Source organism: Cyclobacterium sp. 10D3-21, assembly GCF_055809755.1.
This window is the reverse complement of record NZ_CM147924.1, coordinates 2485836-2499580: the sequence shown is the minus strand read 5'-3', so window position 1 is coordinate 2499580 and position 13745 is coordinate 2485836. Positions and strand designations below refer to the sequence as shown.

General features: G+C 36.4%; 8 protein-coding genes. 2 read left to right on the top strand and 6 right to left on the bottom strand.

The window, feature by feature from the left end:
* Positions 1–131: 131 nt before the first annotated feature.
* The 5 genes from AC0L7T_RS10145 to AC0L7T_RS10125 all read right to left on the bottom strand — a co-directional run bounded on the left by AC0L7T_RS10145 (position 132) and on the right by AC0L7T_RS10125 (position 6031).
* Positions 132–1718 carry a sensor histidine kinase gene (locus AC0L7T_RS10145; RefSeq protein ID WP_473342460.1) on the bottom strand — a complete coding sequence of 529 codons (1587 nt, stop codon included), beginning with the start codon at positions 1716–1718 and terminating at the stop codon, positions 132–134.
* A 560-nt stretch (positions 1719–2278) separates the two neighbouring features.
* Complete coding sequence (locus tag AC0L7T_RS10140) at positions 2279–2686, bottom strand: response regulator (RefSeq protein WP_473342459.1); 408 nt, start codon at positions 2684–2686, stop codon at positions 2279–2281.
* A gap of 390 nt (positions 2687–3076) precedes the next feature.
* Positions 3077–4495: a nucleoside recognition domain-containing protein gene (locus AC0L7T_RS10135; protein ID WP_473342456.1), complete on the bottom strand. Its 1419-nt coding sequence runs from the start codon at positions 4493–4495 to the stop codon at positions 3077–3079.
* The gene (locus AC0L7T_RS10130; RefSeq protein ID WP_473342455.1) at positions 4485–5261 is read right to left on the bottom strand and encodes a FeoB small GTPase domain-containing protein; all 777 of its coding nucleotides are present in this window, start codon (positions 5259–5261) and stop codon (positions 4485–4487) included. The genes AC0L7T_RS10135 and AC0L7T_RS10130 overlap by 11 nt, the downstream gene beginning before the upstream one ends.
* Positions 5261–6031: a metal-dependent transcriptional regulator gene (locus AC0L7T_RS10125; protein WP_473342454.1), complete on the bottom strand. Its 771-nt coding sequence runs from the start codon at positions 6029–6031 to the stop codon at positions 5261–5263. Before AC0L7T_RS10125 ends, AC0L7T_RS10130 begins: the two co-directional genes overlap by 1 nt.
* Before the next feature lie 985 nt (positions 6032–7016).
* Between AC0L7T_RS10125 and AC0L7T_RS10120 the strand changes: the two genes are divergently transcribed.
* Positions 7017–8192 carry a dicarboxylate/amino acid:cation symporter gene (locus AC0L7T_RS10120; RefSeq protein ID WP_473342453.1) on the top strand — a complete coding sequence of 392 codons (1176 nt, stop codon included), beginning with the start codon at positions 7017–7019 and terminating at the stop codon, positions 8190–8192.
* 728 nt (positions 8193–8920) lie between these two features.
* A complete protein-coding gene (locus tag AC0L7T_RS10115; protein ID WP_473342451.1) occupies positions 8921–10081 on the top strand; it encodes a DUF4221 family protein in 1161 nt (386 codons plus the stop codon).
* A 950-nt stretch (positions 10082–11031) separates the two neighbouring features.
* Here AC0L7T_RS10115 and katG read toward each other — a convergent pair.
* On the bottom strand, positions 11032–13305 hold the full coding sequence (gene katG / locus AC0L7T_RS10110; RefSeq protein WP_473342450.1) for a catalase/peroxidase HPI: 2274 nt from the start codon (positions 13303–13305) through the stop codon (positions 11032–11034).
* Positions 13306–13745 lie beyond the last annotated feature (440 nt).

The following is a 13745-nucleotide window of genomic DNA, read 5'->3' as shown; positions in this document are numbered from 1 at the left end:
TCTTAAATTTGAATAATGCTTTCCATTGTAAAAGCGTCTTTTTTTAATGGTATGGCTAACTTTACAACAGTTTTTTGTAAAGAGAAATCCATTCTAAAGTAGCATTCAAGCTGAAAAATCAATCGGCCGCGTTAAACCAAATTTTTAAGAATCGTAAAATGAAAGGTGCTGCCTTCATTTTCTTTAGAATCTACCCATATTTGACCTCCATGCATATGAACAATCTTTTCACAATGCGCCAAACCAATGCCAGTACCTTGGTAATTACTCCGCTTATTAAGCCTTTTAAAAATAGCGAAGACATTGCGCAAGTTCTTTTCAGCAATACCAATTCCATTGTCTTTCACAGAGAATTTCCAGTAATCATTTTCATCCTGAACAGAAATGTGAACTTTTGGACAGCTTCCCTCCTTTTGAAATTTTATACCATTACTGATCAAATTCTGGAGCAAAAGCCGAATTTCAACTTTATAAGCCTTTAAAACAGGTAGCTCATCGGAGGTAATGTCAGCTTTTTCTCCTTCTATTACAGTCGTGAGGTCAACAATTATTTCCTGTATAATTTTATTGCTATCAACAGTTTGAATTTTTTTTGTGCGACCAATTCTAGAATAGTCCAAAAGCCCTTTAATTAAATCACTCATTCTATCTGTAGCCTCTATCATGAAATCAAGTGACATTTGCGCCTCTTCATCTAATTTGTCGGAGTAATTTTCTTGTAAAATGTCGATCATACTTCTAACTGTTCTCAGCGGTTCTTGTAAATCATGGGAAGCGATATAGGTGAATTGTTCAAGCTCTTGGTTCTTTTGCTTAAGATTCTCAAATTGAACGGCCAATTGAGTATGTTTGGTGATATCTTGCCTAATGGTTAGAAACTGATAAATTTCTCCAAGTTCATTTTTAAAGGGGACAATTGCCGTATGTACCCAGTAAAATTTACCGTCTTTGGTTTTGTTTTTTATACCTCCAATCCAAATTTCTCCACTATTAATTTTTGCCCATAGATCTGAGAAGAAGTCGTTAGTGTGAAAACCAGAATTAATTATTTTATGGGTTTTTCCAACTAGTTCATTTCGATCAAAATTCGATACCTCACAGAATTTATCATTGACAGAAATAATTGTTCCATTTACATCAGAAATATCAACAAGAAAACTGCTATCCAATGCTTCCTTATACATCTGAATTTCTTTGGTAGAAGCTCGGAATGCTTTTTCGTACATGTCTTTTTCATGTTCTTTCTTATTAAATTTAATAGCAACCACAAAAACATAACTAATTGAAACAAAAACAGCAATGACGGCATAGACAATGATACCACTGTTCATTTCTACTATATTGTTATTTGTCAGGTATAGTAATATAAAAGTCATCAACAAAATCATGGTAAAATTGTAAGGCGCGACCACTTTTAACAATTTACTTCCTGCATAATTGCCATAAAGCAATTCATTGAAATCTTCGGTGGCATTTTTATGGGATATTATCCCGGCAAGCCAGAAAAAAATCAGGGACGTATGAATTGGTGATGCTATCAAAAAACTGGAGATGTTTCCCGGAATATTCAAAACAAAAATAATTGCTGAAGCGAGATTAAGTAAAAGCACAGCAAACATTATGAATTGAGTAATTGTCTCAACTATTATTGACTTAGAATTCACTCCCCAAACTGAAATGCCCATTGAAAAAAAGGATATTGCAGTTGCAATGCTCATTTTTCCAGGAAATTTAAAAAAATAATTTTCGTTTAAAATTGAAATTTTGGCAATAAAGTTAAACTGGAAATAGTATTGACCAATAGTTATCAATGAAATAATCAAAACAAATGCGATCGTAACCCTGTTTAACAACAAAAAAAGATCGGATTTTTTTTGAGAAGTTAGTACACCCAAACTTAATAAAAAGAATGAAAGGGCAGTAACAAAACTCATAGGCGGAACACGTGGAATAAGGCTTAGAACCGCATCCAAATTAAAAATCCATAAACTAATGACAATTGTACTAATCGCCAAAGTTATTAAGCTAATTTTTTTAATATTTCTAGACTTCCTGACTTGTAATTCTTTCGTCATATATGGTTAAAAATAAAACTCGGTTTTTCTAACTATTGGTGAAATTAATAAAAAAAAATTCTTTTCTAAACTAGTCATTTACGCAATAAAAAATCTATAATTTCATTTAATTAAATGACATATACTTATTGACTCTTTTACAATTAAACTAAGCATTAAAAAATACTTTTTTCAAGGTTTAGAATAAAAAAAATTTATCTATTCTATTTAAAGTATTCATCTACAATTTCTTCAATCATTTTCACGGTTAAAGGCTTATTACGATACCCACTTATTGTAGAGAAACGTTTGGCCTTAGTTACATCGTCCGGGTTCAAGGAGGTAGTCAACATGATTAAAACAATATCTCCGCGATAGTTATGGTTTAATTTTTCATATTCCTCTAAAAACTCCCAACCGTTCATTATAGGCATGTTAATATCCAGGAAAATAATATTGGGCTGTGGTGAAGATTCACTTCCTTTTGGTTGAAGATATTCCAATGCTTCTAAACCATTTTCAACAACTACAATGTTATCTGTACAAGCTGATTTTTTAATGGCAAATTTATTGATGAAATTAGTGGCTCTGTCATCATCAATTAGTAGGATGGTATCTAGCTTCATTGTCATAATTGTAGAATTTTTTTAATAAAAAAAAAATTAAATGGACAATACTCCTTTTTATTATTGATGATAGAAAATGTACAAAAATTATTTATAAATAACAAATATTTCTTTAAAACTTATATTTTAATACAAAATATTGATTCCCACCTATTTACACAATATTATATCAAAATAACACTTGATTAAATTTTGCTCCCATCTTCAACATAAAATGGTTAATTTAAAAGGCAAAATCCTTTATGAGAAATTAAGGACAGGTTAACATTCACTTTGGAACAGTAAAAGAAGCTACCGCTTGGTCCAGCCAACCGCTAACTGTTTCTAGGGCGTTTTGCTATTCCATACAAATCAAAGAAACCTTAATCCAGCTATAAATCTTTTATAAAAAAAAAATTAAACGAAAATCCTCCAAATTTGAGCCACTAAGAAAGTGACAATAAAACCAGCAATAACCGGAAGTACTGAAGCTACTACGGTCCATTTTACAGAATTTGTTTCTTTGTAAATGGTGTATATGGTAGTGCTACAAGGGTTATGCAACAAACTAAATAACATTACATTCACAGCTGTAAGTAAAGTCCAACCACCTGCCTTCAAAATATCTGCGGTAGCTGTTACAGAGTCAAGCTCAAACATTACACCATTCCCAACGCCTGCTGCAATTCCTGTAACCATTACCGTAAGCATCAATATGGTTGGTATCACAATTTCGTTGGCAGGAATGGCCACAATATAGGCCAACAGAATCACTCCGTTTAAGCCTAAAAGAAATCCGAACCCATCAAATGAATCAATTAACCAGGAGGCAATACTTTCATCACCTATAAAAATATTAGAAATCAACCAAATGACTGCTCCCGCAGGGGCTGCGAAAACAATCGCTCGCCATAGCACAATTAAAGTTCGATCGATTAATGAGGTATAAATGGTTTTCCAAAAAACAGGTGGTCTATAAGGAGGCAACTCCAAATTAAAAGTTGACACTTCTCCTTTCAATACGGTTTTGGACAAGGCCCAGGAAAAGAAAAACATAAAGGCAATCCCCAAAACAGCTATACTTATTACGGCCGTTAATGACGCCAAACTTGAATAAGAGGCAGGAACAACAGCACCTATAAATATGGTGGCCAATAATATTTGAGTTGGCCAACGCCCATTACACAAAGAAAAGTTATTGGTAATAATGGCAATTAAACGCTCCCGGGGACTATCAATAATACGCGTTGCAACCACTCCTGCAGCATTACAACCAAAGCCCATACTCATAGTGAGTGCTTGCTTGCCATGTGCACCAGATTTCTTAAAAAGCTTGTCCATATTGAATGCAACCCTTGGCAAATACCCGAAATCTTCCAATAGGGTAAACAAAGGGAAAAAGATGGCCATTGGTGGCAGCATCACTGCTACGACCCAAGCTACTGCCAAATATACGCCATCAAATAAAAAGCCGTTTAACCACCAGGGAAAGCCAATATTAGTTCCAAGATTTTTCAGCATTGGGTGAATATTGTCCAAAAGCAATGCAGCTAGCATGGAAGAAGGGTAATTGGCACCAATGATAGTCAGCCACAAAACAGCTCCTAGAATAAAAAGCATGATAGGAAAGCCCCAAATTCTACTGGTAACAATTTTATCTATTTTAGCATCTAGTCTAAATTTGGATTTTTCGTTGTCTCTGGTAACTGCATCCTCTACAATTTTAGAAGCATCTGAATAAATACTTTCGGCTAAATTATCATGAAAATCATCTCCGATTTCCCATCGCAACTCTTCTGATAATGCGATTATGTCATCTATATTTTTAGTACTCATCGGTTGCTATATTGCCTGTTTTTAACGCTTCTATTATCTGAGTATCTCCTTCCAATAATCTAAAAGCAATCCACCTGCTATTTGAAATATTGGGGTATTCTTTTTGAATTGTTTCACTCAATTTCTGAACTGAATGCTCAATATTTTTAGGGATGTTTTTTATCCTGCGGGGTTTGCATTGAATCTTCCCATTGGCCAATTCACTTATGGTTTGAATGAGTTCCGGAATACCTCTTTGAAACCGTGCACTAGTTGGAACAACAGGAATCCCAAGGTCTTTTGATAAAATCCTGGTATCTATTTTAATGTTATTTCTTTCTGCCTCATCTATCAAGTTCAGGCATAAAACGGCATTATTGGTAATTTCTAAAATTTGCAAAACGAGGTTTAAATTTCGTTCTAAGCGGCTGGCATCTGCTACAATTACCGTAACTGTGGGCTTGCCGAAAAGGATAAAATTTCTAGCAACTTCTTCATCTTCCGAAGTAGACAATAAAGAATAGGTCCCTGGTAAATCTACCAATTTATATTTTTGCTTATTGTATTCAAAAGCGCCTTCAGCTCTTAATACGGTTTTCCCAGGCCAATTCCCCGTATGTTGTCTTAAACCAGTAAGGGCATTAAAAACCGTACTTTTACCTGTATTTGGATTGCCTGCAAGTGCCACAACAAAATCAAAATCGTCGGTTTTTACACCTAATTTTTTTAGTCCCTCAGCATTAAAAAGGCCACAAGTTTCGCAAGCACTATTCGTCTTATTTTCCATTACTCATTTCTGTTTATTAAAATTTTTGACGCTTGGTCTTTCCTCAAAGCAATGGCTGTCCCTTTTATAAAGTATGCTTTTGGGTCACCCAAAGGGTTTAATAAATCAATGGCTACAGTTGCACCTTTTACGAAACCTAAATCTAACAATCGCCTTCTACTTTCTCCCCTACATTCTTTCGATAATCCAACAATTATTGCCTTTTCATCTAATTTCAAACTGGATAAACGGGCAATATTTTCTTCTTGTATTTCATTTTTCTCTGATACTGATATGGTAATGTTTCCTGCTACTATTGGTGCCAAAACAAATTGTTCTCCTTCTGAATGAAAAACTACGCGGGTATGGTTATTTTCTATAATTCTAATAGTTGAGTATAGGTGTATGTTCTCTGCCAATATCTGCTTATAAATAATATCTGGTTCATCTTCAATATGAATAATTTGACCGATATCATTTTCTTTAAGCGATGACAAAGGCACCCCCCTTTTGCTTTTCATTTTACCTTTACTTGTTGGTATGGGGTCTCCGTGTGGATCAAACCTTGGATTACCTAAAAGTTCAGATAATTTATCAATCTCAGATTCACTTAATTCATGTTCTTTTTCTTCTGCTCTTGCGTGCCATTCTTCCTTATGAAAACCAGTTTTTTCAGATAAATATTTTTCCCACAACCTGTGTGCTCTAATGATTTGAAATGCATATTCATTTCCATTTGCAGTTAGTTTATAGCTGTCTTTTTCTAAAACAATTAATTCATTGTCCATCATTTTTTTGAGACTTTCAATAATCAATGAATTGGAAAAGTTTAATGAATTTGTCAGGTCACTAGTGGTTATTGAGTTATTGGATATTTGATTGTGATACAAGAACTTTAATATATCCTCAATGATTACTTTATCCTTTTGTTTATTGCCGCTTTTCAGAACAAAATAAATTCCACTTTTTGGTCTGAAAACAAAAAAAAGCACCAAACAAATTCCAAAAAAAATGGCAAGAGCTGTTAAAGGGTTATAATTCATCTTTTGAAGTATAAATTTTATATTATGTTTTTGGAAATATTAAGTGGTTTTTCATTTATTTAAATCATGAAATACTAGTCAAACACTTATTTATCAAACACTTAAATTTAAACACCAATTACAAGGTGCTTTTGGGCTAAAATAAAGCTTGGTCATCTGTTACTTTAACAAAAAACCTCTCCTTTTAGATCTTCTTTTAAATAAAACAAAAGGTTAAAATTGGGTGCAACCTTAATATTAGCATCAGAAAACATACTGTGATGAGGGTCAACTTTCGGGATAATTAAAAAAGGAACTCAATCGACTTGTCCATTTACCCAAATGAAGTTGTTCCAATTGGTATACAATGTCGCTTTCTTAATTGACAATACTATAAAGTTAAGGTATTTAGCCAACTATTTTTTGTCACCTAAAATGATTTTATACTAATTCTCATTGATTAACCTGGGCTATGCAATAGGTTTCCTAACTTTTTTCAGCCTGCCCTGGTCTTTATTCAGGCTAAGTGGTGTGATTACGAGAAACGGAGGCCATGTGGGGACGATTTCATCGTTCCGCCATGGTAAACCTGTCTAACTGATAGACAGAGTGGGAAACAGCAACGATTGACGGATTTTAAAGCAAATCATACAAAATAAGCCCTGCTATAAAACGCTCCTTTATGACAATGGCTGTATATTAGCAAACGTAAAAATTACTTTTGGAAGAAATTCCCTATCATTTAGCATAAATTATGAAGCGTATATTTTCAAACTTACTGTTTAAGGTTTTTCTTGCCATAGTATTGGGGCTTATTTTCGGGCAATACCTACCGGAATCAATAAACCGGATATTTACCACATTCAATGCATTTTTCGGACAGTTTTTAAATTTCGCTATCCCGTTAATTATAATGGGTTTAATAATGCCTGCCATTGCTGATTTAGGGAAAGGGGCAGGGAAATTATTATTGCTTACTGCTGCCGTTGCTTATGGATCGACCTTGTTTTCAGGGTTTATGACCTATTTTGTAACTTCCAGCATATTTCCACAGCTTTTGGCTTCCCATATTAATGATGTTGCCCCAATTGCCGGGGAGGGCCCGCAATTAACGCCTTACTTTAGCATTACGATTCCGCCATTATTAGATGTCATGTCATCATTGGTGCTGGCTTTTGTGATTGGCATAGGACTCTCCTACCAGGAGAATTCCAGTTTAAAATCGGTGGTTAATGACTTTCAGAAAATCATCATGCAAGTGATAGAGAATGTCATCATCCCGCTTTTGCCACTATTCATCCTCGGCATATTTGCAAGCATGTCTTTTAGCGGACAAGTCTTTTCAATTCTGTCCGTATTTATAAGCATAATCGGCGTTATTTTCGCCTTACATATTTTACTATTATTGCTTCAATACAGCATTGCAGGGTTGGTTACGAAGAAAAACCCTTTAAAATTATTGGTCACAATGATGCCTGCCTACTTTACGGCACTGGGTACACAATCTTCTGCAGCTACTATTCCAGTAACCTTGGAACAAACCCTCAAAAATGGTGTTTCCGATAAAATTGCAGGTTTTGTCATTCCCTTATGCGCGACCATTCACCTGTCTGGTAGTATCATGAAAATCACTGCTTGCGCCATGGCATTGATGATATTATTTGGTATGCCATTTACTTTTGCGCTCTTTTCAGGATTTATTTTCGTTTTGGGAATCGCTATGATTGCAGCACCAGGAGTACCTGGGGGCGCAATTATGGCCGCTGTTGGTATTCTGCAATCCATGTTAGGCTTTAACGAAGAAATGATAGGCTTAATGATTGCTTTGTACATCGCTATGGATAGTTTTGGCACTGCTTGTAATGTTACAGGCGACGGGGCGATTGCCATCGTTTTAGATAAAGTAACAAAAGAAAAGTTGGCTGCTTAAAACTCAAATAGGAAGTATCTATTTAGGGATAGATCACTTCTCGGAAAAACCTACCTTAAGAAATCCTTTAGTATAACCACCTCTAACTCTTTATAGCTAAACATACATTTGGGTGTTAAAGACTGTGAAATTCAACGAATCCAAAAAACCCCGAAAGGGGTGAAATATTTGTAGCCAGGGGCATCAGCCCCTGGTAAAAACCATGAGCACAACACGATTTTGGCGGTATTGTTGCTTTTTTTCTGCAACAATGCTGACAAAATCTCGATCGAGCTTAGCTAATCTCACGTAATTCTTTTCTAAAAGCTTTAAGCCCTAATTCTTCTGGACCAATGGATCAAGCTAAGTACCCACGCTTCAATCTCCAGTCCAAGCGCTCATTTAAACCCTATTCCTCATTGCTTTCTTTAAAACTTCTCAACTCCAGAGACAACCGATCACCAATGCACCTGCTAGATTTATAGGGAATTATTAATCTGTTTAAATCACGAATTGAAGTGGGAATATCAAAAAAAAAGGGGGGAATATTTTGAAAACTAATAAATACTTAGTTAATTAAACTGGATTATGCGTAGAGGAAAACAAAAAGCTCAACTTCGCCATGTTATTATACCCTTATTCTAAAACTAAGAAAATCAATAGTTTTAATAGGAGATAGTAAATGATTTTACAGAAAATTGAAACGGTTTTGTTCAATGAATAAGGAAAGCTAAAATCTACATACAGAGATGGAAAATTTGACACAGTTGCTACCATCATGTGGTCGTATGAGCTGGGGTTGTATATTCTATTTTTTGATTGCCTGTATATCCATGTCTTGTGAAAAGGGCAATATAGACCAGGAAAATCAGATCATGGAGTATACCGTAGATACAGTCCTAATTGACTCAAAAGAGCAAATATTGGGTGTTTCAGGATATATGAATGTTTCCGACTTGGATGATGATGAAAAATCCTTTTTCCTGTTTAATTACCATGATCTTTCCATAGACGAAATCAACCTCGATCGGAAGGAGTTTGTCAAAACCTATCCCTTAGTTGCTGAAGGACCCAATGGGGTAGGGAATGCTATCTTTTGGCTGCAGGTATTAGATGATAATCTATTTTTTACGAAATCAGGGCCCTTCTCTACGGTTATTGATAGAAACGGGCGTGTAGTTAAAAAGATCAATTGGCTTACTGCAAAGGATTCCGTAGGAGATCCATTTGGTGATACACCGCCGAGATCGGAAGTAGTAGTAGACACCAAAAATTGGCGGGTGATGGGTACTAATCTTGATTTCTTTAAATCGACAGCTTTTTTGGGTATCCTCTCAGTTGATGAGAAATTAGTAAAAAATATCTATGTAGATACTGAGAATTCGTTTTCTAATTATTTCCTAAAGTTTCCCAATAATTTCCGACCCCCATGGGTATATCTGCGGACTGACGAAAACTACACCTACGTAAGCCACCAATATTCCAATGAAATTTTCCTATTCCATCCAGAGGGTGAGCTTGTGAAAATTATTCAGTATGAACCGAAATTAACGCCTAGCCGGGCAAAAGCACCAGAAGTTTTAATTAGCACTCGGGAAAAAGTTCGACGCGAAAGCCGGAAGCTATTGGAACAAGTCCGTTTTGAAGCTCCGGTATGGGACAAAGTAAAGCGGCGCTACTTCCGATTGTCTGCAAAACGGATCTTTGAGGACGGACCAGAGGACGAAATCTTACCGATCAGAAAGACTCATGTATTTTTAACGGTGTTCGATGCAGAGTTTAACCTCATTTCAGAGGTGGAACTTAAGGAGTTGTTTGCCGAGCAATATAAATACTTTGCTAAGGACGGAAAGCTTTGGGTATGTAAAAATTTTTCGGATGAACTTGGATTTCTTGTGTTTGATTTTTAAAATACTTTTCTCCGCATATATCTAAACTTAGGCCTACAGCAGTACATTCTTTTCGAATTGGTTCCGTCTGTGACGAGAGATAAATAGCATGATCAAATCTTTTAAAAATATAGGGCATGAATTCCATCTAATGCTTTCAAAATACAGCGATACAATCAATAATCATGGGTACTAATCCTTGGGGAAATAATAACAAATCACAGATTTTGGCGGTATTGTTGCCTTTTTTTCTGCAACAATGCTGACAAAATCGCTACTTAGTTTAGACATCCTACATTAATTTTTTTAAATTTTAGCATTCCAAATAACCCTGTTATAGCTAAAAATTACTTATTATATTGACGCTAACTTTTAAAATTCAACGAATCCAAAAAACCCCGAAAGGGGTGAAATATTTGTAGCCAGGGGCATCAGCCCCTGGTAAAAACCTTGAGCACAACACGATTTTGGCGGTATTGTTGCTTTTTTTCTGCAACAATGCTGACAAAATCGCTACTTAGTTTAGACATCCTACATTAATTTTTTTAAATTTTAGCATTCCAAATAACCCTGTTATAGCTAAACATTACTTATTATATTGACGCTAACTTTTAAAATTCAACGAATCCAAAAAACCCCGGAAGGGGTGAAATATTTGTAGCCAGGGGCATCAGCCCCTGGTAAAAACCTTGAGCACAACACGATTTTGGCGGTATTGTTGCTTTTTTTCTGCAACAATGCTGACAAAATCTCGACCGGAGTTAGCTACCTTAAGTTACTTTTTTGAAGTTTTAGAATTCCATCAAACCCTTTAAAGATTTAAAATTATATTAACGTTAGACCTATTAGACTAACTCAGATGAGTAGCTAATTTCGATGAAGAAATCCTTTGCATGGTTACGTACAAAAATAAAAAAGCGACTTCGATAGCATATCAAAGCCGCTTTTTACTATAATCTGAAGGGATTTGTTTACTTCAAATCAAATCGATCAGCATCCATTACCTTCGTCCAGGCTTTTACAAAGTCATTTACAAACTTTTCTTTGCTGTCGTCTTGGGCGTACACTTCAGAATACGAACGCAAAATAGAATTGGAACCAAACACCAGATCCATGCGTGTGGCTGTCCATTTCACTTCACCCGTGTTTCGGTCACAAATATCATAAAGTCCTTTCTCTTTCGGTTTCCAGACGTTCCCCATATCGGTTAAATTGGCAAAGAAATCGTTGGTCAAGGCACCTTCATTGTCGGTAAAGACACCATGTTTGGTATTGCCATAGTTTGTGCCCAACATTCTCATACCACCAACAAGTACTGTCATTTCTGGTGCAGTTAATCCCATTAGCTGTGTTCGATCTAGCATCAATTCTTCTGAACTGACAACATAGTCTTTTTTGCTGTAGTTTCTATACCCATCAGCCAATGGTTCCAGAGGAGCAAAAGATTCTGCATCCGTCATTTCATCAGTAGCATCTCCACGACCGGGCGAAAATGGAACAGTAATGTCATGGCCGGCTGCTTTTGCAGCTTGTTCTACACCCAGATTACCTGCCAATACAATCGTATCTGCTATACTAATTCCAAATTCAGCGGCAATTGGCTCAAGAACAGATAATACATGTGCCAAACGTTGTGGCTCATTGGCTTCCCAATCTTTTTGAGGGGCTAAACGTATACGGGCACCATTGGCTCCGCCACGCATGTCCGAACCACGGAAAGTACGTGCACTGTCCCAGGCGGTAGCTACCCTATCTGAAATAGATAAACCAGAAGCAGCAATTTTATTTTTAACAGCATTTACATCATAAGCTGTAGCTCCAGCGGGAATAGGATCTTGCCATATCAAATCTTCCTCCGGCACATCCGGACCAAAGTACCTTACTTTTGGCCCCATATCTCTATGTGTCAATTTAAACCAAGCACGTGCAAAGGTTTCTGAAAAATAGGCTGGATCATTCATAAATTTTAAACAAATCTCCTTATAAATGGGATCTACCTTCATGGCCATATCTGCATCCGTCATCATTGGATTAAGACGGATACTAGGGTCTTCTACATCCACCGGTTTATCTTCCTCTTTTATACTCACCGGTTCCCACTGCCATGCACCAGCAGGACTTTGACGAGGCTCCCATTCATGATTGAATAACATCTCGAAAAAACCATTGTCCCATTTGGTAGGATGTGTAGTCCAAGCGCCTTCAAGCCCACTTGTTACCGCATAGCGACCCTTACCTGATTTTGTAGGATTGTGCCAACCCATGCCTTGTTCTTCTACATCTGCAGCTTCAGGAGCAGGCCCTAAAATACTCGCATCACCGTTACCATGCGTTTTCCCTACCGTATGCCCACCTGCAGTTAAAGCAGCCGTTTCTTCGTCATTCATTGCCATTCTTGCGAACGTTTCACGAATTTGAGCACCTGTTTTTAAGGGATCTTGTTTGCCATTAACCCCTTCTGGATTCACATAGATTAGCCCCATTTGTACAGCGGCTAAAGGATTTTCCATGGTTGTTGGATCCTCTACATTATCGTACCGTTCGTCGCTCGGTGCCAACCATTCTTTTTCAGCTCCCCAGTAAGTATCTATTTCAGGATGCCAAATGTCTTCCCTTCCAAAAGAAAAACCATAGGTTTTTAATCCCATGCTCTCATAAGCAATGGTACCCGCTAAAATTATTAAATCAGCCCAACTAACTTTATTGCCATATTTCTTTTTGATCGGCCATAGCAATCTTCTTGCTTTGTCTAGACTCACATTGTCTGGCCAGGAATTCAATGGTGCAAAACGTTGATTTCCGGTTCCACCACCACCACGACCATCAGAAATACGATAGGATCCTGCGGAGTGCCAAGACATGCGTATAAATAATCCTCCATAGTGCCCCCAATCTGCTGGCCACCAATCCTGACTATCTGTCATTAAGGCATGCATGTCTTTTTTTAATGCCTCAACATCTAGTTTTTTTAGTTCTTCATGATAATCAAAATCTTGACCCAAAGGATTTGTTTTAACATCATGTTGATGCAATATATCAAGATTGAGTGCATTAGGCCACCAACTCATTACTGATGCTTTAGTGGAAGTATTTCCGCCATGCATCACAGGGCATTTACCAGCAGAACCTCCATTGGAAGACGAATTATCGTTGCCTTCAGCAATGGTTACACCTTCGTCCTGATTTGGATGGTGTGGGCATTTGCTTTCATCCTCTGATGATTTCGGGTTTTTGTTATTGTCCATAGTTGAAAAGTTTATTGTTTTTTTACAAATTCAATTTGAGCTTTCGCTCATTTATTAATGCAAACGGTATTTATAACACTCTTTCTACCCTTATGTTTTTTTAAACAAACCCCAACCGTGAAATTTTCATCTAGTCTAAGATTCACTCGAAAATCGGGATAGTCAACCTAAATACGCCTATTTAACGTAATTATTGAAATAGCCTTAAATTACTTCCATCAGTACCCCATGCTAAAAAGCAATTTCCAGATACAATCTCTTAAGCTGTTCATTGTCAATTACAAAATAGTAATTTCTTATAGAATTTCAGCAATCGAGCGAAGAAAAGATCAATACTATGGTAAAATCTAAAAATTTTAATTCAATATTTCACACTATTAATTATCGTCAATGAAAATAATAGCCACTCCCTGATCGCCAATTAGACTTGAAAAAACACC